Source organism: Bradyrhizobium niftali, assembly GCF_004571025.1.
GTDB classification, from domain to species: Bacteria; Pseudomonadota; Alphaproteobacteria; order Rhizobiales; family Xanthobacteraceae; genus Bradyrhizobium; species Bradyrhizobium niftali.
The window spans coordinates 230,852-255,768 of record NZ_SPQT01000002.1 but is presented as its reverse complement, the minus strand read 5'-3'; the positions used below and the strand labels follow the sequence as shown (position 1 = coordinate 255,768).

29 protein-coding genes are annotated in these 24,917 nt (G+C 64.3%); 5 read left to right on the top strand and 24 right to left on the bottom strand.

The annotated features are described in order from the left end of the window. Positions 1-127: 127 nt before the first annotated feature. From E4K65_RS06355 to E4K65_RS06330, 6 genes are all read right to left on the bottom strand, one after another. The gene (locus E4K65_RS06355; protein ID WP_135173429.1) at positions 128-682 is read right to left on the bottom strand and encodes a hypothetical protein; all 555 of its coding nucleotides are present in this window, start codon (positions 680-682) and stop codon (positions 128-130) included. 28 nt (positions 683-710) lie between these two features. Then, a complete protein-coding gene (locus E4K65_RS06350; RefSeq protein ID WP_135173428.1) occupies positions 711-1,364 on the bottom strand; it encodes a tetratricopeptide repeat protein in 654 nt (217 codons plus the stop codon). Between the two features lie 169 nt (positions 1,365-1,533). Then, positions 1,534-3,126: a class I adenylate-forming enzyme family protein gene (locus E4K65_RS06345; protein WP_135173427.1), complete on the bottom strand. Its 1,593-nt coding sequence runs from the start codon at positions 3,124-3,126 to the stop codon at positions 1,534-1,536. Positions 3,127-3,198: 72 nt separating this feature from the next. Further along, positions 3,199-3,783 (bottom strand): NnrU family protein, encoded by a 585-nt coding sequence (locus E4K65_RS06340; RefSeq protein WP_135173426.1) that lies wholly within the window; start codon positions 3,781-3,783, stop codon positions 3,199-3,201. A gap of 67 nt (positions 3,784-3,850) precedes the next feature. Next, complete coding sequence (locus E4K65_RS06335; protein ID WP_135173425.1) at positions 3,851-4,432, bottom strand: hypothetical protein; 582 nt, start codon at positions 4,430-4,432, stop codon at positions 3,851-3,853. Between the two features lie 302 nt (positions 4,433-4,734). Further along, on the bottom strand, positions 4,735-6,354 hold the full coding sequence (locus tag E4K65_RS06330) for a peptide chain release factor 3 (protein ID WP_025576802.1): 1,620 nt from the start codon (positions 6,352-6,354) through the stop codon (positions 4,735-4,737). Between the two features lie 157 nt (positions 6,355-6,511). Here E4K65_RS06330 and sugE point away from each other — a divergent pair, with 157 nt between their 5' ends. Next, positions 6,512-6,826, top strand: coding sequence for a quaternary ammonium compound efflux SMR transporter SugE (sugE, locus tag E4K65_RS06325; protein ID WP_025576593.1), 315 nt, complete (start codon positions 6,512-6,514; stop codon positions 6,824-6,826). Here the strand turns inward: sugE and E4K65_RS06320 are convergent. The 7 genes from E4K65_RS06320 to E4K65_RS06290 all read right to left on the bottom strand — a co-directional run bounded on the left by E4K65_RS06320 (position 6,819) and on the right by E4K65_RS06290 (position 13,381). Next, positions 6,819-7,826, bottom strand: coding sequence for an inorganic phosphate transporter (locus tag E4K65_RS06320; RefSeq protein ID WP_135173424.1), 1,008 nt, complete (start codon positions 7,824-7,826; stop codon positions 6,819-6,821). The two genes, sugE and E4K65_RS06320, sit on opposite strands and share 8 nt — an antisense overlap. 15 nt (positions 7,827-7,841) lie before the next feature. Further along, entirely contained in the window at positions 7,842-8,486 is a 645-nt protein-coding gene (locus E4K65_RS06315; RefSeq protein WP_025576595.1) for a DUF47 domain-containing protein, read from the bottom strand. Between the two features lie 157 nt (positions 8,487-8,643). Then, complete coding sequence (locus E4K65_RS06310; protein WP_025576596.1) at positions 8,644-9,612, bottom strand: branched-chain amino acid ABC transporter permease; 969 nt, start codon at positions 9,610-9,612, stop codon at positions 8,644-8,646. Between the two features lies 1 nt (position 9,613). Next, entirely contained in the window at positions 9,614-10,477 is an 864-nt protein-coding gene (locus E4K65_RS06305) for a branched-chain amino acid ABC transporter permease (RefSeq protein WP_135173423.1), read from the bottom strand. 73 nt (positions 10,478-10,550) lie between these two features. Beyond that, positions 10,551-11,774 (bottom strand): ABC transporter substrate-binding protein, encoded by a 1,224-nt coding sequence (locus E4K65_RS06300; protein WP_025576599.1) that lies wholly within the window; start codon positions 11,772-11,774, stop codon positions 10,551-10,553. A 112-nt stretch (positions 11,775-11,886) separates the two neighbouring features. Then, positions 11,887-12,633, bottom strand: coding sequence for an ABC transporter ATP-binding protein (locus E4K65_RS06295; protein ID WP_135173422.1), 747 nt, complete (start codon positions 12,631-12,633; stop codon positions 11,887-11,889). After that, positions 12,626-13,381, bottom strand: coding sequence for an ABC transporter ATP-binding protein (locus E4K65_RS06290; RefSeq protein WP_135173421.1), 756 nt, complete (start codon positions 13,379-13,381; stop codon positions 12,626-12,628). The genes E4K65_RS06295 and E4K65_RS06290 overlap by 8 nt, the downstream gene beginning before the upstream one ends. Before the next feature lie 310 nt (positions 13,382-13,691). Here E4K65_RS06290 and E4K65_RS06285 point away from each other — a divergent pair, with 310 nt between their 5' ends. Further along, entirely contained in the window at positions 13,692-14,372 is a 681-nt protein-coding gene (locus tag E4K65_RS06285) for a PAS domain-containing protein (protein WP_167770645.1), read from the top strand. A 24-nt stretch (positions 14,373-14,396) separates the two neighbouring features. On the opposite strand, the gene E4K65_RS06280 is transcribed toward E4K65_RS06285, so the two are convergent. Next, positions 14,397-14,750: an ArsC family reductase gene (locus E4K65_RS06280; protein WP_135173419.1), complete on the bottom strand. Its 354-nt coding sequence runs from the start codon at positions 14,748-14,750 to the stop codon at positions 14,397-14,399. A 107-nt stretch (positions 14,751-14,857) separates the two neighbouring features. On the opposite strand from E4K65_RS06280, the gene E4K65_RS06275 reads away from it, so the two are divergent. From E4K65_RS06275 to E4K65_RS06265, 3 genes are all read left to right on the top strand, one after another. Further along, a complete protein-coding gene (locus tag E4K65_RS06275) occupies positions 14,858-15,229 on the top strand; it encodes a tRNA-binding protein (RefSeq protein ID WP_135173418.1) in 372 nt (123 codons plus the stop codon). Positions 15,230-15,440: 211 nt separating this feature from the next. Continuing rightward, complete coding sequence (locus tag E4K65_RS06270; RefSeq protein WP_135173417.1) at positions 15,441-16,073, top strand: TetR/AcrR family transcriptional regulator; 633 nt, start codon at positions 15,441-15,443, stop codon at positions 16,071-16,073. A gap of 3 nt (positions 16,074-16,076) precedes the next feature. Beyond that, positions 16,077-16,859, top strand: a complete 783-nt coding sequence (locus E4K65_RS06265; RefSeq protein WP_135173416.1) for a sulfite exporter TauE/SafE family protein — start codon at positions 16,077-16,079, stop codon at positions 16,857-16,859. Positions 16,860-16,861: 2 nt separating this feature from the next. Here the strand turns inward: E4K65_RS06265 and E4K65_RS06260 are convergent, their stop codons facing one another. From E4K65_RS06260 to E4K65_RS06220, 10 genes are all read right to left on the bottom strand, one after another. Beyond that, entirely contained in the window at positions 16,862-17,566 is a 705-nt protein-coding gene (locus E4K65_RS06260) for a glutathione S-transferase family protein (RefSeq protein ID WP_167770574.1), read from the bottom strand. Between the two features lie 105 nt (positions 17,567-17,671). Next, positions 17,672-17,815: a hypothetical protein gene (locus E4K65_RS46985; protein WP_167770573.1), complete on the bottom strand. Its 144-nt coding sequence runs from the start codon at positions 17,813-17,815 to the stop codon at positions 17,672-17,674. Positions 17,816-17,932: 117 nt separating this feature from the next. Next, positions 17,933-18,598, bottom strand: a complete 666-nt coding sequence (locus E4K65_RS06255; protein ID WP_135173414.1) for a DUF429 domain-containing protein — start codon at positions 18,596-18,598, stop codon at positions 17,933-17,935. A gap of 27 nt (positions 18,599-18,625) precedes the next feature. Further along, entirely contained in the window at positions 18,626-18,973 is a 348-nt protein-coding gene (locus tag E4K65_RS06250; RefSeq protein ID WP_135173413.1) for a carboxymuconolactone decarboxylase family protein, read from the bottom strand. A gap of 3 nt (positions 18,974-18,976) precedes the next feature. Continuing rightward, positions 18,977-19,498, bottom strand: coding sequence for an RNA polymerase sigma factor (locus E4K65_RS06245; RefSeq protein ID WP_135173412.1), 522 nt, complete (start codon positions 19,496-19,498; stop codon positions 18,977-18,979). Beyond that, entirely contained in the window at positions 19,495-19,704 is a 210-nt protein-coding gene (locus E4K65_RS06240) for a YgaP family membrane protein (protein ID WP_167770572.1), read from the bottom strand. The genes E4K65_RS06245 and E4K65_RS06240 overlap by 4 nt, the downstream gene beginning before the upstream one ends. A gap of 95 nt (positions 19,705-19,799) precedes the next feature. Continuing rightward, on the bottom strand, positions 19,800-20,984 hold the full coding sequence (locus tag E4K65_RS06235; protein WP_135173410.1) for a serine hydrolase domain-containing protein: 1,185 nt from the start codon (positions 20,982-20,984) through the stop codon (positions 19,800-19,802). 74 nt (positions 20,985-21,058) lie between these two features. Beyond that, positions 21,059-21,751, bottom strand: coding sequence for a GNAT family N-acetyltransferase (locus E4K65_RS06230; RefSeq protein ID WP_167770571.1), 693 nt, complete (start codon positions 21,749-21,751; stop codon positions 21,059-21,061). 4 nt (positions 21,752-21,755) lie between these two features. Beyond that, positions 21,756-22,103 (bottom strand): Lin0512 family protein, encoded by a 348-nt coding sequence (locus tag E4K65_RS06225; protein ID WP_018646107.1) that lies wholly within the window; start codon positions 22,101-22,103, stop codon positions 21,756-21,758. A gap of 209 nt (positions 22,104-22,312) precedes the next feature. Continuing rightward, complete coding sequence (locus E4K65_RS06220) at positions 22,313-23,977, bottom strand: acetolactate synthase large subunit (protein WP_135173408.1); 1,665 nt, start codon at positions 23,975-23,977, stop codon at positions 22,313-22,315. Positions 23,978-24,917: the final 940 nt, after the last annotated feature.

Sequence of the window (24,917 nt, the reverse complement as noted above, 5' to 3'; positions counted from 1 at the left end):
TAAAGCGCGATGAGGCCGGGATGAATCCCCATCGCGCTTCAGCTTGTTGTTTAAGCATGATCTCCGCGCAAACGCGTTCCGCATTTGTCGCGAGGGAAAACCGCTTCGCACTTTTCCGGGTCATGCTCTAGCGCGAGAAGCTGCCGCTCGGCAGCGGCGCCGGGAAGCCGCCCTGCTGCGATTGCTGCTGCGTGGTCTGGGTCGGTTGGGCCTGCTGGACGGGCTGATCGGGCGGCGGCACGGTGGTGCGCTTGCGCACGATCTTCTGCTTGGGCGGCGGCGCGGCGGTGGGCGGCGCGGCCTCCGGCTGGACCTCGCCATCGACTTCGCCGGCAGGCGCATCGGCGGGCGCGGCCGCGCCGGCAGCCGGCTGTCTGGCCTTCTTCGCCTTGGCACCCTTGCCCGGCTTGGCCTGTTCGGGCGGCGGCTCCGCGGGCAAAGCCGCAACGGCAGGCGCATTCGGATCGGGCTGCTGCTGCGCGCCCTTGTACAGATCCTTCGGCACACCCTGCTCGAGGCCCGGCACGCCCTCCGGGAAGACCGGCTTGCGGTCACCCGGCAGCTTCTTCTTGGTGTCGAGGAAATCGAGCAGGTCGGTCGGATCGAAGCTGGAGCAGCCGCCCAGGACGCCCGTGAAGGCGATCAGGACGGCGGCTGCGATCAGGCGAGGCGTGCGGCGCATATCGGTGTCTCGTCAGCTCTCGGGACCGTCAGCTTTTGGCGACGGGCGGCAGCAGTGCCTGGAGCGCCTCGGCGCGCGAGCGCAGGCTCGCCGGCGTTTCGCCGTCCTCGGCGATCGCGTCGAGCCATTTGCGGGCCGCGGTCGCGTCGTTGTTGCGCCAGGCCGACAGCGCCAGCATCTCACGGGCGCTGTGGCGGAAAGTCGATTTGGGCGCGGCGGAAGCCTCCAGCCGCTGCTGGATGTCGGCGTAGCTGGCGCTGTCAATCAGCAGGCCTGCGGCGCGCATCTTCGCCAGATCCTGCCACTCGCTGCCGACGCCGCGGTCGGCGGCAATGTCGTCGTACATCTTGGCGGCCGCCTTGGGATCGCGGCTAGCGGCCTCGGCCGCAGCACGCAGCCGCGCCAGGGTGCGATAGCCCGACGGAGCCTTGGCGGCGAGCTCAGTGAAGGCCGTCTCCGCCTCCGCATGCTTGTCCCGCTCGGACAACTCGACGGCCTTCTCGAAGGCGGCGCCGGCCTCGGCGGCCTTCTTGGCCTCCAGATATTGGTAGCCGCGCCAGCCGCCGACGGCGGCCACGATCAGCACCATCAGGGCGATGAAGTAGATCGAATATTTATCCCACAGCTTCTTGAGCTGTTCGCGACGTACTTCCTCGTCGACTTCGTCAAATAATTCAGACACTTATGCTAATCCCATGCCCGTCCGGGTGCGCGCGCCTCAGCGTTCGCGTCAGGAATCCCGTCCCCCACGTGGCGGCGAGGTAGCCTAACGATATGGCGATGGCAAGGCAAAGCGAGCCCGATCAAGGCGTTAACCACCCGGAAGAGCCCGGAGGAAGCGCCTGCCCGGGTCAGGTTCCCAAGGGCTCCCGTAATTGCCGCTTCAGCACCTTGCCATTGGCGTTGCGCGGCAGCGGCTCGGTGGTGATCGCCATGGTTTCGGGGACCTTGTAGTCGGACAGCCGCTCCGCGCACCAGGCCTGCAGGGCGTCGGCGGCGACCGGGGTCCGCGTCACCACCACGGCATGGACGCGCTCGCCCAGCACCGGGCATGCCCTGGCGATGATCGCGCTCTCGATTACCGCGGGATGGCCCGCCAGCACGGATTCGACCTCGGCGGAATAGATCTTCAGTCCGCCGCGATTGATCATGTCCTTCTGCCGGTCGAACACGCGGACGAAACCGTCCGCATCCACGGACCCCAGATCGCCCGAGTGCCAGAATCCACTGGTGAAGCTTTCGGCCGTCGCCTTCGGGTTGCTCCAGTAGCCCTTGATGACGGAGGCGCTCTGGATCCAGAGCTCGCCGATCTCGCCATGAGGCAGCTCGCGCCCATCCGGTCCCATCGCGATGATGCGGGCACCGGGACACGGCAGTCCGACACTGTCGATGTGGCTCGCGGTCAGCTCGCCAGGCATGATCGTCGAGGGCGACGTCGTCTCGGTCGAGCCGTAGCAGTTCATCAGCTTCAGGCCGGGAATCGTCGCCTTGAGCTTCTCGATGGTCGCAACCGGCATCGGCGCGCCGCCGAAACCGCCGATGCGCCAGCTCGACAGATCATAGCTGTCGAAATCGGGCTGGAGCAGGCTGAGATTGTACATTGCCGGCACCATCACGGTGTAGGTGACGCGCTCGCGCGCGGCGAGCTTGAGATAATCGGCGGCCTTGAATTCCGGCATGATGATCAGCGCACCGCCGCAGCGGATCATGGTCGTGATGTTGGCGACGACACCGGTGACGTGACCGAGCGGCACCGCGGCGATCGAACGGTCCCTTTCCGTCAATTGCAGGCAGGACACGAACACCATCGAGGAATGGACGATGTTGCAATGGGCCAGCATCGCGCCCTTGGGCTTGCCTGTCGTGCCCGAGGTATAGAGGATCATCGCTGTGTCCTCTTCGTCCAGGTCGACTGGCGCGGCGGCCGCGGCGTTGTCTGCGAGCACCGCGAAGCGCGACACATCCGGGTCGTCGTCGACGGCAACGCGGTGGATCACATCGGGGACATCAAGCGCATCCGGTAGCCGCCCGGCGAGCCCGGCCTCGTGGATCAGGATCTTGGCGCCGCAATCGGTGAGCACATAGGCGATCTCCGGCTTCTGCTGGCGCGTGCTGAGCAGCACCGTGACGAGGCCCTCATGCGCGGCGGCGAACAGCAGCAGCGGAAACTCGATGCGGTTGCCGAGCAGGATCGCGACACGATCGCCGCGCTGCAAGCCGAGCTTGCGAAAGCCCGTCGCGATCCGCGCAGCCTGCTCCACCGCCTGCCGCCAGCTCAGCCGGACATTGCCTGAGATCAGCGCTTCGCCGTCGCCGTTGCGTGCGCGGGCCTCTGCGATCATCGCCCAGAGACTGGCCGGCCTGTCGCAGAACGCCGGGACAACCCGATCGCCAAAGCGCGCCTCGAACCGCATCGGCGGGATCTGAGATTGCGACCAGTCCATCGGAATGTCCTAAGCTTGTTGCTCTTGTTACTTCCGCGCATGGACATGCGGGTCCTGTCTTGTGCCGATCGGCTAGACCCCCACGACGGGAACTCCGATCACGACAGGATGGAACGCAAACGCCAACGCCAGATACGCAACCACGCCGACGGCAACCGCGATCAGGTCGTTGGTGACGCCGCCCACCGGAATCGGCGGGCCGCCACTGTCGGTGCGATGCTTCAGCGAAATGCGGTCATACACCGCCCAGCCCAGGAACGAGCCGAACAGGATGATGGAGCCGAGATCGCCGTTGGCCAGCAGATGCGCGGCCGCCCACAGCTTGATGCCGGCCAGCATCGGATGTTTCAGAGTCGCATAGATGCGGCCGCGCAGATAAGAGGCGACCACCAGGATCACCGCGGGCAGCATCAGCACGAGCGTGATGTGCTTCATCGCCTTCGGCGGATACCAGACGTCGATCCAGCCGGCCGCACGGTAATGACCAAAGCCCCAGATGATCAGCGCAAGCCCCGCAAGCGAGACGAGCGAATAGAGGATCTTGTAGGTCCCCTCGCCCAGCCTTGCGATCGCCTGCGCGCGCGTCTCGCGTTTCGTCGTGAAAACATGGGCCGCGAAAAACAGCACCAGCCCCAGGATCATGACCAGCAGACCCACGACATCCTCCCCTCAACAGCCCCGCCCATGGCGTATCATCGATTGGCCGCCGGTCGCAACCGATGCGCTACTTGCCCAGCTCGCGATTGTCGACATAGCGGATCGCGATCGGCCGCCCCGCCAGGGCGCCGCTGAGACCGCTGGTGAATTTCAACGGCAGGCAGGCCTTCAGCGATGCATTGATGGCGTTCAGATAGGTCGTGCGGGTGTCCGCCGGAACGCCCGCGGTGGCGTATGTAAGGCGTGGCGGGCCGATCAGGCCGCCCGCCTTGTTGAAGCTGAAGCGCACCGACATCTGCATGCCCGCCCGCGCATTGTCCGACGGCGGCGACCAGCAGGTGCGCAGTGCGGCGAAGAGATCGCCGATCGTGTCGAGATCGTGATCCGGCTTCTGGTATTTGGCGCGGTCGGTCTCGGACGGCATGCTCTCGATCGTGAGCTGGAGATTCTGGCCGTAGGGGTAGTCGATCTCGGGAATGCAGGGGCCGGGTTCGAGCGGGCTGCAATAGGACGGCGTGCAGGGCCGATAGTCGAGCACACTGCACGGCTCATGCGCAAACGGGATCGGATTGATCTGCCGAGGCCGTTCGTCGGCGGCGGCGACCGTCGATATCGCCAGCAGTAAAAAAACGAGAATGCCGCGCCACATGATGCGAGCTCGCAAGGCTACATATCTGGAACGTGGCATTGCCGCCGATAACGTCAACCCTGCCGACGTTCACATGCCCGCGTTCAAGGACGGTGTCGTCGCCCGGCTTGCCGTCTTCGCTAAAGCTACGCCGGCCCAACACCGAAAGCCCGGCGAAGCCCTTGGCGGAGCCGGGACCGGGCGACCCAGTATTCCAGAGACGTTTGTGATTAAGCCGATGGGCCGCGGCGTACTGGATGCCCCGGTCAAGCCGGGGCATGACAGCGGAGGAAGTGGCTACAGAGTGGGCGAAACGGGCGCCCTCACCCCTTCTTCTTGACGTCCTTGACGTTGGTGAACTCGATGCCCTCGGCGCGTTCCCTGGTGTAGCCGAGATAGAACTCGTTCCTCGCCAGATATACGGGATCGCCGTCAACGTCGTCGGCGATGCTCGAGGTGTTGGCGGCGATGAAGGTGTCGAGCTTCTTGCGATCGTCTGACGAGACCCATCGCGCGAGCTGGAACTCGCTGACCTCGAACTCGACCGGAAGGGAATATTCCGCCTCCAGCCGTGCCTTCAGCACGTCGAGCTGGAGCGCACCGACCACGCCGACCAGCGCCGGCGCGCCGTCGCGCGGGCGGAACACCTGCACGACGCCCTCTTCCGACATCTGCTGAAGCGCTTCCTTCAGCTTCTTCGCCTTCATCGCGTCGGTGAGACGGACGCGGCGGACGATTTCCGGCGCAAAGCTCGGCACCCCTACGAAGTTGAAATCCTCACCCTCGGTCAGCGTGTCGCCGATACGCAGCGTGCCGTGATTGGGAATGCCGACAACATCGCCGGCAAAGGCCTCGTCCGCCACCGAGCGGTCTTGCGCGAAGAAGAATTGCGGGCTCGACAGCGGCATGCTCTTGCCGGTGCGCACCAGCTTTGCCTTCATGCCGCGGCTGAGCTTGCCCGAGCACAGGCGCGCGAAGGCGATGCGGTCGCGGTGGTTCGGGTCCATGTTCGCCTGGATCTTGAACACGAAGGCGCTCATGCGCGGATCGGTCGCCTCGACCTTGCGCTGGTCGCTCTCCTGCGCACGCGGCTCGGGCGCGAACTTGCCGAGGCCCTCGAGGAGATCGCCGACGCCGAAATTACGCAGCGCGCTGCCGAAATAGACCGGCGTCAGATGGCCCTCGCGAAACGCCTCCAGCTCGAACGGTTTGGACGCCTCGGTGACGAGCTCGAGCTCGTCCTTCACCGCGGAGACGTCGAGATTGGCGTTGAGCTTGGCGAGCTCCTCGATCTCGATCTGCTGCGCCGCGCCGGTCTTGGCGCCGCCGCCTTCGAGCAGGCGCACGCCACCATTGACGACGTCATAGGTGCCGAGGAAGTCGCGGCCGCGGCCGACCGGCCAGGTCATCGGCGTGGTGTCGAGCGCCAGCGTCTTCTCGATCTCGTCCAGCAGCTCGAAGACGTCGCGGCTCTCGCGGTCCATCTTGTTGATGAAGGTGATGATCGGAATGTCGCGCAGGCGGCAGACCTCGAACAGTTTTCGGGTGCGCGCCTCGATGCCCTTGGCGGCGTCGATGACCATGACGGCGGAGTCGACGGCCGTCAGCGTGCGATAGGTGTCTTCCGAAAAGTCCTCGTGGCCCGGCGTGTCCAACAGGTTGAACACGAGGCCCTCGAACTCGAAGGTCATCACCGAGGTCACCACCGAGATGCCGCGCTCGCGCTCGATCTTCATCCAATCCGAGCGCGTATTGCGCCGCTCGCCCTTGGCCTTGACCTGACCGGCGAGGTTGATGGCGCCGCCGAACAGCAGCAGCTTTTCGGTCAGCGTGGTCTTGCCGGCGTCGGGGTGGGAGATGATCGCAAAGGTCCGCCGCCGCGCCACTTCAGCGGCAAGCGGGGAACGGGCCGGCGATTCGGCTGGAATGGCGATGTCGGACATGGCGGGAGCGTTTGGCAGGGAAAATGGGCCTGATCAAGCCTCATTTGGTGATTGCGGAGCCCTTCGGCCAGCCCCATATCGCCCCTGGGGAGGACGGCCTTCCTTTTCATCAGCATATCAGCCGCGGGGACGACCCTGCCTTGCATGGAGGGTCGTCATGGCCTGGAGCGTCCTGTTCGTCGCCGGTCTGCTCGAGATCACCTGGGCGATCGGCCTGAAATATACTGAGGGTTTTACCAGGCTTGTTCCATCCGTCATCACGCTCGCGGCGATGGCCGGCAGCGTCATCCTGCTCGGACTCGCCCTCAAATCGCTGCCCGTCGGAACCGCCTATGCGGTGTGGACCGGCATCGGCGCGGTCGGCACCGCGACACTTGGCATCATCCTGTTCGGCGAGCCGGCCACGGCGTTCCGGCTTGCCAGCATCGGGCTGATCGTCGCCGGCATCGCCGGGCTGAAATTCGTCACCTGACGAAGATCTTGACCGCCCACCAGGTCAGCGCCGCCACGATCGCGGAGGCCGGGATCGTGATCACCCAGGCATAGACGATCGAGCTGGCGACGTTCCAGCGCACCGCGGAGACCCGGCGGGCCGCGCCAACGCCCACGATCGCGCCGGTGATGGTGTGGGTGGTCGAGACGGGAACCCCGAGGAAGGTCGCCATGAACAGGGTCACGGCGCCGCCGGTTTCGGCACAAAAGCCCTGCATCGGGGTCAGCTTGGTGATGCGCAGGCCCATGGTGCGGACGATGCGCCAGCCGCCCATCAGCGTGCCCAGCGCCATCGCCGCCTGGCAGGACAGCACCACCCAGAACGGCACCGAGAATTCGCTGCCAAGATGGCCCTGCGAATAGAGCAGCACGGCGATGATGCCCATGGTCTTCTGCGCGTCATTGCCGCCATGGCCGAGCGAATAGAGCGAGGCGGAGGCGAATTGCAGGATGCGGAAAGCGCGGTCGACCGCGAACGGCGTCGAGCGCACCGAGGCCCAGGACACGATCGCAACCAGCATCATCGCCAGCAGGAAGCCGACCAGCGGCGACAGCACGATGGCGAGCACGGTCTTGGTCAATCCGCTCCAGACCGCCGCCGAAATCCCCGCTTTGGCCATGCCGCCGCCGATCAGGCCGCCGATGAGCGCGTGGGACGACGAGGACGGAATGCCGAGCGCCCAGGTCACGAGGTTCCAGACGATGGCGCCGACGAGGGCCGCGAAGATCACCTGGGCATCGACGATCGAGGGATCGATGATGCCGGTGCCGATGGTCTGGGCGACGTGCAGCCCGAACACCATGAAGGCGACGAAATTGAAGAACGCGGCCCAGACCACCGCGAATTGCGGCCGCAGCACGCGGGTCGAGACGATGGTCGCGATCGAATTGGCGGCGTCGTGCAGGCCGTTCAGGAAGTCGAACAGCAGCGCGACGGCGATCAGTCCGACCAGGACGGGAAGACCCAACGCAGCATCCACGGCGAGGCCCCTGCCCTAAACTTGCTCAATGACGATGCTGTTGATCTCGTTCGCGACGTCGTCGAAGCGATCGGCGACCTTTTCGAGATGGTCGTAGATCTCGACGCCGACGATGAAATCCATCGCGTTGCCGTCGCGATGCTTGAGGAACAGCTCCTTCATCCCGATGTCGTGGAGATCGTCGACCCGGCCCTCGAGCTTGGTCAGCTCTTCGGTGATCGCTGTCAGCATGGCGACGTTCTTGCCGATCTGCTGCATCAGGGGCAGCGCACGGCCGACCAGATTGGCGCATTCGATCAGCAGCGCGCCGATCTCGCGCATTGGCGGCTCGAAGGCGCGGACCTCGAACAGCATCACGGCCTTAGCGGTCTGCTGCATCTGGTCGATGGCGTCGTCCATCGAGGTGATGAGGTTCTTGATGTCGCCGCGGTCGAACGGCGTGATGAAGGTGCGGCGCACCGCCGTCAGCACCTCACGGGTGATGTTGTCGGCATCGTTCTCGAACTGGTTGACGCGCTGGCAATAGACCGGCGTCTCTTCGCCCCCGTTGAGCATGCCCTGGAGCGCGATCGAGCCCTGGATCACGGTCTGGGCATGGCGGTCGAACAGGTCGAAGAACCGTTCTTCCTTGGGCAGGAAAGCGCGAAACCATCGCATCATGGGGATAGACTACCGGTTGGAAATGGCCCGGCCCGGAAGGGCCGTCACGAAACTGTCATAGACCATTTTCAATCCGCGCGCGCACTACCTCACGCCCGCGGAACCGGGATCATCCACCGCTTTCACTCAACCAGCAAACTGACGTTAAATCAATTACTTAGAGCGAACGTCGGAAGTAATGCGCGATTTCGCCGATGACGCCGCGGCGGAAGGTGAGCACGCAGATCACGAAGATCGAGCCCTGGATCACCGTCACCCACTGGCCGAAGCTCGCCAGATATTGCTGCATGGCGATGATCACGAACGCACCGACCACCGGTCCGAAGATGGTGCCGAGCCCCCCGACCAGCGTCATCAGCACGACTTCGCCCGACATTGACCAGTGCACGTCGGTGAGCGAGGCATTCTGCGCCACGAACACCTTCAGCGATCCGGCGAAGCCGGCCAGCGTGCCCGACAGGACAAAGGCCAGGAACTTGTACTGGTCGGTCCGGTAGCCGAGCGAGATCGCGCGCTGCTCGTTCTCGCGGATCGACTTCAGCACCTCGCCGAACGGCGAGTTGATGATGCGGAAGATCAACAGGAAGCCGGCGAGGAAGCCGACCAGCACGACATAGTACAGGACCGTCGGCTTGGTGAGATCGAGGACGCCGAACATGCGCCCCTGCGGAATGCCCTGGATGCCGTCCTCACCATGGGTGAACGGCGCCTGGAGGTAGATGAAGTACAGCAGCTGCGACAGCGCCAGCGTGATCATCGAGAAATAGATGCCCTGGCGGCGGATCGAGATGTAGCCGGTGATGATCGAGAGCACGAAAGCCGCGGCGATACCGACGAGGATGCCGAGCTCCGGCGGCAACGCCCACACCTTCAGCGCATGCGCGCTGCAATAGCCCGCCGTCCCCAGGAACATCGCGTGGCCGAACGACAACAGGCCGCCATAGCCGATCAGAAGGTTGAAGGCGCAGGCGAGCAACGCGAAGCACAGCGCCTGCATCACGAAGAACGGATAGACCCCCGTGAACGGCACCGACGCCAGCAGCAGCGCCATCACCACAAACACGATCATCTCGTCACGCATCCCGCGCGAGGTCACCGGCAGCGTATCGTCCGTCAAGGCTGTCATATCAGGCCGCCCTTCCCGTCAATCCCGTTGGCTTCACCAAGAGCACCAGCACCATCAGCACGAACACGACGGTGTTGGAGGCCTCGGGGTAGAAATATTTGGTCAGGCCCTCGATCACGCCGAGCGCGAAACCGGTGATGATCGAGCCCATGATCGATCCCATGCCGCCGATCACCACCACGGCGAACACGACGATGATGAGGTCGGCGCCCATCAGCGGCCGGACCTGGTTGATCGGCGCCGAGAGCACGCCCGCGAGTGCGGCAAGGCCGACGCCGAGACCGTAAGTCAGCGTGATCATGCGCGGCACGTTGATGCCGAAGGCGCGGACCAGCGTCGGATTTTCGGTGGCGGCGCGCAGGTAGGCGCCGAGCCGCGTCTTCTCGATCAGGAACCAGGTCGCCAGGCACACGACCAGCGAGAAGACGACGACCCAGCCGCGATAGATGGGCAGGAACATGAAGCCGAGATTCATGCCGCCCTTGAGCTGGTCCGGAATGGCGTAAGGCAGGCCGGAGGAGCCGAAATAGTTCTGGAACACGCCCTGCACGATCAGCGCGATGCCGAAGGTCAGCAGCAGGCCGTAGAGATGGTCGAGCCCGGTCAGCCATTGCAGCATGGTCCGCTCCAGGATCATGCCGAAGATGCCGACGATGATCGGCGCCAGCAGCAACGCCCACCAGTAGTTGATGCCGCCGAGGTTCAGCAGGAAATAGGCGACGAAAGCGCCCATCATGTAGAGCGCGCCGTGGGCGAAATTGATGATGTTGAGCATGCCGAAGATCACGGCAAGCCCGAGACTGAGCAGCGCGTAGAACGAGCCGTTGATCAGTCCCACCAGTAGCTGAGCGTAAAGAGCCTGCATCGATCCCGCACCCGGTCCCTTCGGCCTTCCCCTGAAAGTCGCCCGCAGGCCTCGAGGCCTGCGGGCCGTTATCTCACTTCTTCAACAGCGCGCACTTGCTTTCGGAGAGCGGTGTGAAGGCCTGATCGCCCGGCACCGAACCGACCAGCTTGTAGAAGTCCCACGGTCCCTTGGACTCCGAGGGCTTCTTCACCTCGAACAGATAGGCGCTGTGGATGGTGCGGCCGTTCGGCTGGATCTCGCCCTTGCCGAACAGATCGTCCTCCGTCGGCATCGACTTCATCTTCTCGACGACCTTGACGCCGTCATGAGGATTGCCGCCGAGTGCGTCCAGCGCCTTGAGATAGTGACGCACGCCCGCATAGACGCCGGCCTGCACCATGGTGGGCGGCGCGTTGTTCTTCATTTTCCCGGCAAAGCGCTTCGAGAACGCGCGGGTTTGGTCGTTCATGTCCCAGTAGAACGTCTCGGTGAAGTTGAGGCCCTGCGCGGTCTCGAGACCGATCGCCTTGACGTCAGTGAGGAACAGCAAGAGCGCGGCGAGCTTCTGGCCGCCCTTGACGATGCCGAACTCGGCCGCCTGCTTGATCGAGTTGGTGGTGTCGCCGCCGGCATTGGCAAGGCCGATGATCTTGGCCTTGGAGGCCTGCGCCTGGAGCAGGAAGGACGAGAAGTCCGGCGTGTTCAGCGGATGCTTCACGCCCCCGACCACCTTGCCGCCATTGGCGGTGACCACGGCCGTGGTGTCGCGCTCGAGCGCCGCGCCGAAGGCGTAGTCCGCGGTCAGGAAGAACCAGCTGTCGCCACCGGCCTTCACCAGCGCCTGGCCCGTGGTGTGGGCCAGCATGTAGGTGTCGTAGGTCCAGTGCACGGTGTTGGGCGAGCACTGTGCGTTGGTGAGGTCGGAGGTTGCCGCACCAGAGTTGATGTAGACGCCGTTCTTTTCCTTGATGACGTTGTTGACGGCGAGCGCCACACCGGAATTCGGCACGTCGACGATGACGTCGACCTTGTCGACGTCGAACCACTGCCGCGCGATCGCGGTGCCGATGTCGGGCTTGTTCTGGTGATCGCCCGAGACGATGTCGATCTTCCAGCCCTTCGCAGCTAAGCCGGAATCTTCAACGGCCATCTGCGCGGCGAGCGTCGAGCCGGGGCCGCCGAGGTCGGCGTAGAGGCCGGATTGATCGGACAGAGCGCCGATCTTGACGGTCTTGTCCTGCGCGGAGGCGACGCCGGCTGCGGCGAAGGTGAGCGCGGTGGTCAGGAGCAATGACGCAATCGACCTGGTCTTCATGCAACTTTCCTTTTTGAATTTTCTCGTTGGCGGTTCTGTTGTTTAAGCATGATCGTTTCGGAAAACCGCTTCACACTTTGCGCTAACGCGGCCCTCCGGGTCCGGACCATGCTTAAACGCCGAGATAGGTGTGGAGCTTGTCCATGTTGGCGGCAAGCTCCGCGTTGGAAAATCCGTCAATGATCTTGCCGTGCTCGACCACGTAATAGCGGTCGGCCACGGTGGATGCGAAGCGGAAGTTCTGCTCGACGAGGAGGATCGTGAAACCCTCCTTCTTGAGCCGCGCAATGGTGTGGCCGATCTGCTGGATGATGACGGGCGCAAGGCCCTCGGTCGGCTCGTCCAGCATCAGGAAGCTCGCCCCGGTGCGCAGGATCCGCGCGATCGCCAGCATCTGCTGCTCGCCGCCGGACAGCTTGGTGCCCTGGCTGTTGAGCCGCTCCTTCAGGTTCGGAAACAGGTCGAAGATCTGCTCGAGCGGCAGTCCGCCTTCGCGGACCACCGGCGGCAATAGCAAATTCTCCCGCACGTCGAGGCTGGCGAAGATCCCCCGCTCTTCCGGGCAGAACGCGATGCCCATGCGCGCGATCTTGTCGGAGGTCGCGCGGATGATCTCCTGGTTGTTGAACTTCACCGAGCCGGTACGCCTGCCGATGATGCCCATGATCGACTTCAGCGTGGTCGTCTTGCCGGCGCCGTTGCGCCCGAGCAGGGTGACGACCTCGCCCGCGTTCACGTCGAAATTGATCCCATGCAGGATGTGGGACTCGCCGTACCAGGCCTCGAGGTTACGGACCTGGAGGATGTTTCCGCCGCTCGCAGCCTTTGCCGGAGCCTCGGCGACCGCAGTGTCAGGCATGACCGGCTCCCAGGTAGGCTTCCTTGACGCGCTCGTCCTTGGTGAGCTCGCTGTAATGGCCCTGCGCAAGCACCTGCCCGCGCGTCAGCACGGTGATGATGTCGGAGAGATTGGCCACGACGCTCAAATTATGCTCGACCATCAGGATGGTGTATTTCGCGGAGATGCGCTTGATCAGCGCCGCGATCTTGTCGATGTCCTCGTGGCCCATGCCGGCCATCGGCTCGTCCAGCAGCATCATCTCGGGGTCGAGTGCGAGCGTGGTTGCAATCTCGAGTGCGCGCTTGCGCCCGTAGGGCATCTCGACCGCAGGCGTATTGGCAAACTCGCTGAGGCCGACATCGTTCAACAGATCACGTGCACGATCGTTGAAGCGGTTGAGCACGGACTTGGAGCGCCAGAAATCGAACAAACTGCCGTGCTGGCGCTGAAGCGCGACGCGAACGTTTTCCAGGGCAGTCATGTGCGGAAACACCGCCGAGATCTGGAACGATCGCACCAATCCCATGCGGGCCACGTCGGCCGGCGCCATCGCAGTGATGTCCTGGCCCTTGTACAGGATCTTCCCGGCGGACGGCTTGAGGAACTTGGTCAGAAGATTGAAGCACGTCGTCTTGCCGGCGCCGTTCGGGCCGATCAACGCGTGAATGCTCCCACGGCGGACCTTGAGCGCAACGTCGCGGACAGCGAAGAAGCCCGCGAACTCCTTGGTCAAGCCTTCCGTCTCGAGAATGAACTCATCGGCCAAACAGATTTCCCCCTGCCCGCGCGACCCGCGTGGCTGTCGTTGTTGCTTCGGCTTTCAGGAGGCCTTGGAGCCATCCCGGAACGCCGCCTCCGGGCGCGGAATATGCCGGAGGTGACGGGGGTTAGGCAAGGCGGAAAGCTGAGCAGATCAGGTCTCCGGCTGGGATACAAATGCTCCCTTAGTCGGAGATGTTTTGATGTCACGCCTGCCCGGCCTTCCGGTTCACGAAAGCACCGGTCATCAAGCCGTCGTTAACGGTCTTTCGTCCGGCGCGCCAGCCTTCATAGAATATTTTCCCGCAGCATGGATGATGCGCGGGTTTCGATCTGCCGGGAATATTGTTTTGGATTTCGCAAGCGCCGCGCCCTCCGTCGTCAAGTCGATCAGGCAGCGTGATCTCCTGAACACGTGGCTGCGCCTCTATGCGCGCCAGCGGATCGCGCCGGCGATCTGGGAGTACCAGCCTGCGCGGCTCGAGGAAGAGCTGTCCGATCTCATCTATTACACGGTGGACACCTCGGCTCCGGTGCCGCGTCTCGTCATCCAGAGCGAAGGCACGCGGATTTCGCGCGCCTACGGACATACCGGCAAGGGCGTGCCGCTGGATGAATATATCGGGCCGCGGCTCGTGCCCTCCGTGATGCCCATCTATTACGAATGCGTCGCGCGCGGGCTTCCGGTCTACAGCGTTGCCGATGTCGACGACATCTACGGGCGCATCGTCGCCTACGAGCGACTGCTGCTGCCGTTCCTAACCGACGGCAAGGTCTGTCACATCATCGCCTCGCTCAAGACCTTCTGCGAGGACGGCGGCTTCGAGATCAAGAATCTGATGCGCGGAAATGACGCGCTGCCGCGCCAGAAATTGCGCGCCGTGATCGATCGCGATCTCTTTCATCGCGCCCCCGGCCGTATCGCGGCCGCCGACGTCGTCGAGTTCGCGGACCGGTCCGGTCCCGCCGACGCCACCGAGACCATCGAGCTGAACTAGCCTTCAGCGCGTTTTGGCGCCAACCTACTTCGTCCTGACGTCCTTGGCGTAGATGTCCGGCTTGAACCCGACCAGCAGCTTGCCGCCGACTTCCAGCACCGGACGCTTGATCATCGATGGTTGCGCTAGCATCAATGCCAGTGCCTTCTTCTCGGTGAGGCCTTCCTTGTCGGCGTCGGGCAACTTCTTGAAGGTCGTGCCGGCGCGATTGAGCAGCGTCTCCCAGCCGAGCTTGTCGCTCCACTGCTTGAGCTTGTCCTTCTCGACGCCGGCCGCCTTGTAGTCGTGAAACTCATAGGCAACGCCATGGGTGTCGAGCCAGGCGCGGGCCTTCTTCATGGTGTCGCAGTTCTTGATGCCGTAGATGATGTTGGGCAAGATGTTCCTCGCGCATGCGTGATGCTTCGGCTGCGGCGTTGTACGAAACTCCGGTTCGCGCGACAATATTGCGAGCGATGCTTTCGAACTCTGTCAACGGACACATCATGCACGTCACTCACGATCCCGCCGCGGCCCCGTCGCCGACCATCGACTTCAACAGCTTCCTCGCGGTCGATATCCGCGTCGGCACCATCGTCGATGCCAAGCCGTTTCCGGAGGCACGCAAGCCGGCCTGGCGGCTGTGGATCGACTTCGGTCCGGCGATCGGCGTGCGCAAGAGCTCGGCGCAGATCACCGAGAACCATCCGCTGGAATCGCTGGTGGGACAACAGGTCGCGGCCGTCGTCAATTTTCCGCCGCGCCAGATCGGGCCGGTCGTATCGGAAGTGCTGACGCTCGGTTTCCCCGATGCCGACGGCAAGGTCGTGCTGGTGCAGCCGGGCAAGCCCGTGCCGAACGGCGGACGGCTGTTCTAGCGGCACATCATCGCGAGCCAACCCGTCGCTTCGGCTCGCCAGCCGTCTACTCCTGCTGCTCCCGGGCCCGGGGCCATCCGGACTTGACCAAGGCCCTTTGTTCATTTAAAAATGACTGATCGATCGTTTTTTATTTCTGTTGGCCAATATCCACGCCGTTCCCGACGAATCACTAAAACGATCGACCAGTCAGTTATTTACGGACGCCCCGATGCCCAAGATCAGCGACAAGCAGCGTGAAGGCCGGCGGCAGCAGATCCTCGAGGCCGCCCTCGCCTGCTTCGCCGAGAACGGTTTTCACCAGACCGGCATGGCCGACATCGTGAAGCGGTCGGGGCTGAGCCATGGCGCGGTCTATCTCTACTTCCAGAGCAAGGACGACCTGATCGAGGCGCTCGCTGACGACCGGCATCGCCGTGAAGCCGTGCTCAACTCGGTCGCGCAGGGATCGGGCGATCCGATCGAAGGCCTTCACGCCCTGGTCCGCGTTTACGCGCAATGGCTCACCGATCCCGCCGGCGAAGCGCGGCGGCGCGTCGGCATCCATGGCTGGGCCGAAGCGCTGCGCAACCGCCGCGTCCGCACCAGCGTCGTCGAGGGCATCGAAATGCCGCGTGCCCTGATCGTGGCGCTGGTCGAGCGCGCCCAGCACGACGGCCTCGTCAAGCCCGACCTCGGCGCCGACGCCATCGCGCGCGTGCTGATCGCGATCTTCCAGGGCTTTGTGCTGCAAAAATGCTGGGGCGAGGACTTTGCCGTCGATGCCTGCATGGCGACAGTCGATGCCGTGATCGACGGCTTCCGCACGATGAAGCCGGACGTCAAGCGACGAACCCGGGCTTGAGCGATGTCCTGGATTGTCGAACTGCTCGCAGGAATCGGCGTCGGCCTCGTCGGCGGCGTGACATCGGGCTTCATGGGCACGAGCCCGGGTGGCGGCCTCGTGATCTTTTCCGTTCTGCTGCTCGGCGCGGAGCAGCACGTCGCCCAGGGTACCTCGCTGATCACGCAGGTCCCGCCCACCGGCCTCGCCGGCGTGCGCCGCTACTGGCAGAGCGGCAATCGCAGTCCGCTGCAATGGATCGTCTGGATCGGCATCGGATTTCTCGTCGGTGGCGCGGGCGGCGGCTATGCCGCGGCCGCCGTATCCGACGCAGTCCTGCAATGGACCTACGTCGTCTACCTCGCTCTCTTGATCGCGGCCCTGCTGCTGCGCCGTGACCGCAAGGACGGTGCTGGCGCGCCCGGCGATCCCGCCGAATTGCCGTGGCTTCCGCTGTTCCTCATCGGCACGCTGGCCGGCTTTTCCTCCGGCTTCATGGGCATCGGCGGCGGCCTTGCGATCACCGTCGGCCTCGCCGCGGGCCTGCGCGTGCCGCAACATCAGGCGCAACTCGTCAGCCTCGTCTTCTCGGTGATCCCGACCAACATTCCAGCGGCGTGGATCTACTGGAGCAAGGGACTCATGGTCGGGTGGCCGGCCATAACAGGCATTGTTATCGGCCTCTGGGTCGGAACCGATCTCGGCGCACGCATGGCCAATGGCGTCAGCAAATCGGTGCTGCGCCGGGTCATGATCGCCCTCGTCTCGCTGATGGCGCTCTACATGACCCACAAGGCGCTCAGCTAGTTTCACGGGCGCTTCGGGATGTTCAACCCGCGCTGCACGGCGGGACGCGCCAGGCCGCGTTCGAGCCACGCGGCAACCGATTTGAACCGGGTGAATTCGACGAGGTCACCGGCGCCGTAGAAACCGATGAGGTTGCGCACCCAGCCGAGCATGGAGATGTCGGCGATGGTGTAGTCGTCATCCATGAACCATTGCCGGCCCGCCAGATGCGTCTCCATCACGCCGAGCAGACGCTTGGACTCGCCCACGTACCGCTCGAGCGGCCGCTTGTCCTCGAAATCCTTGCCGGCGAATTTATGAAAGAAACCGACCTGGCCGAATATCGGCCCGATGCCGCCCATCTGGAAATGCACCCACTGGATGGCCTGGTAGCGGCGCGCGGCATCCTGCGGCAGCAGCTTGCCTGTCTTCTCCGCGAGGTATTGCAGGATCGCCCCGGACTCGAACAGCGGCAGCGGCCTGCCGCCGGGACCGTTGGGATCGAGGATCGCGGGAATCTTGCCGTTCGGATTGAGTGACAGAAACTCCGATGTCTTCTGGTCGTCCTTGTTGAAGTCGACGAGATGGACTTCGTAGGGCAGCCCGATCTCCTCCAGCATGATCGACACCTTGACGCCGTTCGGCGTCGGCAACGAATAGAGCTGAAGCAACTCCGGATGCTCGGCCGGCCAGCGCTTGGTGATGGGAAAGGTGGAGAGATCGGACATCGGGACCCCGGCATCGTTCGTGAGATTGTCGCCTAATCTAGGCGAGCGGACGAACGGCACAAGGCCGATGCAGAGACCACATGATCTTTTCGCACAGAAGTTGGATCACAGCCGCGGCAGCAAGTGACTTGTCGCATACGCGATGTCGCGCTGCGCACGTTGCTTGACGAAGAGCTGCCCGGTGACGAGCAGGGCTCCGATGAAAACGAGCGCGAGCAGCGCGGTCGCGAATTGACTGGTATCATTCATCGCACGAGCATCTCTGTAGTCTCTTCGCACGGGGAACGCGGGCCAACCACCCGCAGTTCCTATATCTGTCAAATAAATTGCCGCTTTTTCCCGAATTCGCCTTGGCGGCCGGTCGCCTCAATAGTTGATCTCCATTCGCAATCCGCGCGGATCGATCTCGCCGTCGCCGACCGACTCCGTGCTGTCGCGCGCCGCGACCGCGCAGGCGCACGCGTCGATGAGATCGTCGCGGCCGATACCGGTGCCGTGACGCTGCGTCAGCCACTTTCGCAAGCGTGTGAAGCCGCGTTGCTCAAGCAGCGCGATGCGTTGTTCGCGGCCTCGCGCTGACGCCTTGCTCTCGGGCCGCACGTGGCCGGCGAGATTCCAGAAAATCAACTCCGGATGCGCTTCGCCGATCGTGGCTTGCCGCGCCGGCGTCATGATCTCGTCGACCTCCCTGATCTTGTCCCTGATGTTCCAGAGCTGCGCCGACACGCCCCTGCCCTTGCCTTCGTGCTCCCAGTAGTGACGATTGGCTGCTGCCATGTCGGGAAATCTCCAGAGGTCCCGGCGCGCGCCGAGAAACACGGCGGGGCCAACCAGTTCGCGGGCGCGCAAGTCGCACGTTCGATAACCGCTGGGATTCAATCCAATCGGCATGTCGATCATCGCGCGCGCATGCGGCACCGCGAGCAAGCGCGTCAGCCCCGGCGAATAGTCGAAGCCGTGATCGCCGTGCTCGTCGATCCAGGCCGCGACCCAGCCGTAGCGAAATCCGTCGAGGCCGAGATAGTTATTCACGCGTACGACCGAGCCTCCGATGCGCGTTCATCCCGTGGTTTCACCTCGATGCCGCTCGAACAGGCGCTGGGCCAACAGCGCATGGCCGAGCGTGCCGCCGGCGCGGACCGCGGCTGCGATCAACGCAGCTTCCGCGACCTCCTCGCGCGTCGCGCCGGCCTTCGCCGCCTGTGCCGTATGCACGTCGAGGCAATAGGCGCATTGCGTGGTGAGCGCGACCGCGAGCGAGATCAGCTCGCGATATTTCGGCGGGATCAAGCCGTCCTTGCGCTCGACGGCATGATTGAAGGCGAGGAAGGCGTTGGCTTCGACCGGCGCGAGCGCGACGAAGGCCGGGACAGATTTCAGGTCATCGGGGGTTTGATAATCGGTCATGTCTCACCTCGTCAGGTATTCGCGCATCAATGCGCGGGCGCGATGCAGGCGTGCCTTGACGGTCTGTCTGGACGCGCCGAGTGCGACGGCGATTTCGTCGATGGTCATTTCCTTGACGTCGCGCATCAGCGCGACGTCGCGATACTGCAGCGGCAGCGCCTCGAAGGCCGCGGCCACGTCGAGCCGCAGATCGGCCTCGGGCCGCGACAGCATTGCGGCCTCCGCGTCGCTCGCATCGATGGCCGGCATTAGGCCGGCCTTGCGCGCGAGCCGCAGGCATTCGCGGCGGACCACGCTGAACAGCCAGGCGGACAGCGCCAGCAGCGAGCGGATCGTGCCGACATGGCGGAACAGGATCCAGAGCGCCTCCTGCGCCGCGTCCTCGGCATCCGCCGAGCTGCGGCAGGTCGCGCGCGCGTAGCGGCGGATATCCGGCTGCGCCGTCGCGAGCAGCGACGCGATCGCTTCGGGATCGCCGAGCCGCGCTGCCTCGAACAGGTTGGGCGGGAACGCAGCCGCACTCACGACACGCCTCCTCGTCCGATCCCGGCCATCGCGCACATCGGGCAGTAGCCGACGAGGCCGGTCAGCGCGATGGCTGCGCCGCCGAGCGCGACCAGCCACGCCGCAAGCCCGGACAGATACGCGAACCCGGCAATCGCGACCGCAAGTCCGAGCACCACCCGCACCGCCTGATGCAGGCCACCGATATTCTTCCTGTAAAATCCCAACACATCCTCCGACACGAGCCGAGGCGGAATGCCTCGACGACAAGGAGGACGCGACGGGCGAAAAGGATTCGCGAAGGCTTGCAATTTTTTTGCGATCAGCCTCCGACCGCCTGGTAGGCCAGGCGCTTGAAGTCGAAAAAGAACGGATTCCAGAAACCCATGTGGCGCTGGGCCATCAGGACGCCCGCGGTATTGGCCCGCGGGCAGATCCACCAATGGGTGCCGGCAAGCCCGCCCCACTGGAATTCGCCGGTGGAATTCGGGGGATCGACGGGCGTCGGCGCGAAGGTGACGGCGCCGCCGAGGCCGAACCCCTTGCCGGGTATCGGCCCGAGATTGGCGAAACGGATGGTCTGCCCTGCGGGCAGCTGGTTCGTCATCATCTGCCGCAGCGTCTCCGGCTTCAGCAGCGTATCCGACCCGGGCACCAATGCGCGCACCAGCGCGAGCATGTCCGGCAGCGTCGAGATCAGACCGCCGCCGCCCGAGAGCCGCGGGAACGGACGGCGATAGGCTTGCGGATAAGGCAGATTGTCGGCCCGCGTCAGGCCGGGCTTCATCGGGTCGAGCACGTCAGCGCCGGTGTAGAGCGCGACCAGCCTGCCCTGCTGCGCTTCGGGCACGTAAAATCCGGTGTCGGTCATGCCGAGCGGATCGAAAATGCGCGCCTTGAGGAAGGCATCGAGGGATTTTCCGGAGACGACCTCGACGACGCGGCCAAGCACGTCGGTCGCCACTGAATATTCCCAGCCGTTGCCGGGATGATAGGACAGCGGCAGATCGGCGAGCTGGTCGATCATGTCGGTCAGCGGCGTCAGCGGATTGAGCACGCGCGCCTCGTTGTAACCCCTGAACAGCACCGTGCCGGGATCGAAGATGCCATAGCTGAGGCCGGAGGTGTGGGTCAGGAGCTGGCGGATCGTGACCGACCCCTTCGCCGGCTCGACATCGGCAAGACTCGACGCGCCCTGCTTCAGCACCTTGCGGTTACCGAGCTGCGGCAGGAATTTTTCGACAACGTCGTCAAGCCCGATGCGGCCCTCTTCCACCAGAAGCATGATCGAGCACGTGATGAAGATCTTGGTATTCGAAAACGCGCGGAAGATGTGGTCGGGCCGCAGCGCGGTGTTGGCCTCGCGATCAGCGAAGCCGACGCATTGCTGGTCGACGACCTCGCCGCCGCGCAGCACCGCCCAGGACACGCCGGGGATGATCTCCTGATCGACGTAGCGCTGCATCGCCGTCCGTACGGCGGAAAAATCGGTTGTCCTGGCGTCCATGTGTTTCCCCCAATTGTGGTTCGGACGGATATAGCGTGAATTCGAAGGAAATGAAGGGCGGCACCTGAGGGAGCCTATCCCTCCTTCATGAACGCAGTGACGTACAGGCGCCGCCGAATCCGCATGCCCTGTCGCTGGTACAGCGCGATCGCGGACGCGTTGCCGGAAAACACGTGCAGGAACGGAATTTCGCCGCGCGCCTCGATCCGGCGCGCGACCGCCGCGAGCAGCGCCTGCGCGTAGCCACGCCCACGGTATTCCGGATGCACGCAGACGGCCGTCATCTCGACGAACTTTCCCGGCTTCATCCGCTCGCCCGTCATCGCGACCAGTTCGCCGCCGGAGCGGATGCCGAGGAACGTGCCGAGCTCGTGGGTGCGCAGCGCGAATGGCCCGGGCTTGGTCAGCTCCGTCAGCGCCATCATGGCGGGGACGTCGCCGGCGCCCAATGTGACGATCTCGGCATCGCGGAGCGGACTGTCGGCAGGCGAGCCGATCATCTGCTCGCCGGTCTCGGCGAGCACGACCTTGAAGCCCGCGGGCATTTCGACCGGCTCCGGCGTGAACAGCGCGGCAACCTGCGAGCCCGACAGGAGATCACGGAGCGCAGCAAAGCTTGCCGGGGACATGTCGGCCATGTCGGCAAACGGCGTCATGTCCACGGGATAGCGCAGCGCTCGCGGGCCGCCCTGCGCCAGATGCTTCTGGCTCGTTGTCAGCGCGCTCCAGATCGGGCGATCCAGCAGCGCCTCATCGCTGTCGGACACCGGCCTAATCCTTGTCGAAGCTGACGATGACGGCCGCATTGGCGATGAGGATGGGGTCGTTGGCCACTTCCGTAGCCGAGGGAATCTCCAGCCCGCCCTTGACCGCAGTCACGGTCACGGTGCCGTAGGGCAGCTCCTTCGCAACGGCTTCCTTGTCCACCGCCTCAGGATTGGGCACCCCGATCGTGACATCGACGAACATGTCGTTCGCGGTCTTGCCGATCATCCGGAAGAAACCGAGGCTCGAATGCCTGATAGCATCCGACACCGCCCGCTTCGCCGCCTTGGTGGCGTCCCTGCCGTGGACGTCGACGCCCATGCCCATCTCGGTGACACAACGAACGCGAGTCATTTCATATTCCTGTGGTTGGTTGGATGGTTGAGAGTGTCGGCGATCAGCGATGGCGACACAAGTACGGTAGACCTATTCGGGCCAAGCCCTCGCTACACACTCCGTCATTGCGAGCGCAGCGAAGCAATCCAGACTGCCGCCGCGGTAAGACCCTGGATTGCTTCGCTGCGCTCGCAATGACGACGTGGAAATCGCTACGTCCCATCACATCACGCCTTCGACTTCTCGCGAGCCCGCAGTTCGTCCACCAGCACCCGCACGTTCTCCGAATAGTCGATCGGGATCGAGACCAGGTGCACGCCGCCTTCCCTGAACGCGGCATCCAGCGTCGGGCCGAAGCTGTCGATGCTCGCGATACGATGGCCCTTGGCGCCGTAGGCCTTCGCGTAGAGGACGAAATCGGGATTGCCAAAGGTCATGCCGAAATCGGCGAAATGATCGACGGCCTGCTTCCAGCGGATCATGCCGTAGGCGTTGTCCTCCAGCACCAGCACGACCAGGTTGAGCTTGAGGCGGACGGCGGTTTCCATCTCCTGGCTGTTCATCATGAAGCCGCCGTCGCCGGCGACCGCGAGCACGCGGCGGTCGGGAAAGAGCATCGCCGCCATCATCGCCGACGGCAGGCCGGCGCCCATCGTCGCCAGCGCGTTGTCCAGCAGCAGCGTGTTGGCGACGCGGGTGCGGTAGTTGCGCGCGAACCAGATCTTGTACATGCCGTTGTCGAGCGCGACGATGCCGTTCTCCGGGATCACCTGGCGAATGTCGTGCACGATCCGCTGCGGCGTCGGCGGCCAGCCCGCCTCGGTGGCGCGGTCGGCGATATGCGCGAGGATCTTTTCGCGCAATGGCAGGAGCGCCGTCGCCTGCGGCAGCCTGCCTTCGAGGCGGTCCGCCAGCAGCTCCAGGCTCGGGCCGACATCGCCGACGACCTCGGCATCCGGGAAATAGACCTGCTCGACGCTGGCCGACGTGTAGCTGACGTGAATCACCTTCGGGCCCGACGGCCCCATGATGAAGGGCGGCTTCTCGATCGGGTCGTGACCGATCGCCACGATCAGATCGGCGGCGTCGATCGCGTCATGGACATAGTCGCGCTCGGACAGCGCCGCGGTGCCCATATAGAGATTGGTGCCGCCGGGCACGGTGCCCTTCCCCATCTGCGTGGTGAAAAAGGGAATGCCGGTTCGCCGCACGAAGCTCGCGATACCGTGGGTCGATCGTGGCCGGCTGGTCGCAGCGCCCATCATCACCAGCGGATGCCTTGCCGCAAGAATCATCTCGGCCGCTCGATCGAGCGCGGCGCGGTGGGCGACCGGAATTTCAATCGGATGGACCGGGATCACGGGAACGGCGGGCACTTCGTCGCCCGCGATGTCCTCGGGCAGTTCGAGATGCACCGGCCCCGGCCGCTCCTCCATCGCCACGCGAAAGGCATCGCGCACCACGGTCGGGATGCTGGAGGCGCTGATGATCTGCCGCGACAGCTTTGTCAGCGGCTTCATGGTCGCGACCACGTCCACGATCTGGAAACGCGCCTGCCGGCTGCTCATGATCGGCTTCTGACCGGTGATCAGGATCATCGGCATCGCGCCGAGATGCGCATAGGCCGCCCCCGTGGACAGATTGAGTGCCCCGGGGCCGAGCGTCGAGAGACAGACGCCGGGCTTGCCGGTCAGCCGGCCATGGGTGGCGGCCATGAAGGCGGCCGCCTGCTCGTGGCGGGTCAGGATCAGCTCGATCTTGGAGGTGCGGAGCGATTCCACGAGATCGAGATTTTCCTCGCCGGGAACACCGAAAATGCGGTCGACGCCTTCATTCTCCAGCGCCGCAACAAACAGGTCCGATCCCTTCACCTTGCGTTCCTGCCCGCTCATGTCGCCTCCGCTCGCTGTTCTGGTCCCGTGTTCCGGGCGCGCGCATGGTAGCGGTCTGCGGCGCAGGCACAACTCACAATGCGGCGTGGTCTGTGATGTGCAGTGCGTCTTCAATACTCCGCTGTCATGCCCCGGCTTGACCGGGGCATCCAGTACGCCGCGGCCTCTCGGTCAGCTCACTGCTGTCTCTGGATACTGGATCGCCCGACCAAGTCGGGCGATGACACTTGAGAATGTGGCGCGCAGCTCGACTTACATCGTCATTGCGAGCGAAGCGAGGCAATGACGGAGCAAGGGCCAGCGTCGCGCTTGCTCAACTCGCATCTGAACGCGCAGACACACCTTCGCATCCTCGCGGCTCATCTCGCCCGAGCTTTGCTTCGTCGCGACACCCTCCGATGTCAGAGGGCGCAGGGAAGACCGGGTGCCGGCCGGGCACCCACGGTCCACTGTGCGAAAGGTGGCAACAAAAATCTGCACAGCGGCATACAGGTGAAGCTCAACACACGGCCTTCCCTGCGCAGTGGTTTGACGGCTTATGCCGAGTTCTCCCCGGGGAGCGATGCACTATTGCCCCCGTCGCCTTGCCGATCGCTGATGCGCGTGCCCGGTCGGGCCGCCACATCACCGCAAGACTTGGCGCACAGACCCCGGGCGCCAGGACGACACGGTTTTGCCGTACGCTGATCACACCGGTCGTGTGCGCAATGGGTTTCGCTCACGGTTGCCCGCCCTGCGATGCCTATCGCGCCGATGTGACTAGCGTCCACCGCCGCTCACCCCGCATGTCGTGACGATCGCGATACGCCCCTCTGACCGGGATGAGGTGGCGCATGACTACGCCAAAGCCGAATTTCGGTAAAGTGGAATATTTTTGCTTGAGCGGATTGACCTGTTTTTTGTGTGTTTTGCCCGTCGGGAAACGCAAGCTCTTGTAGCC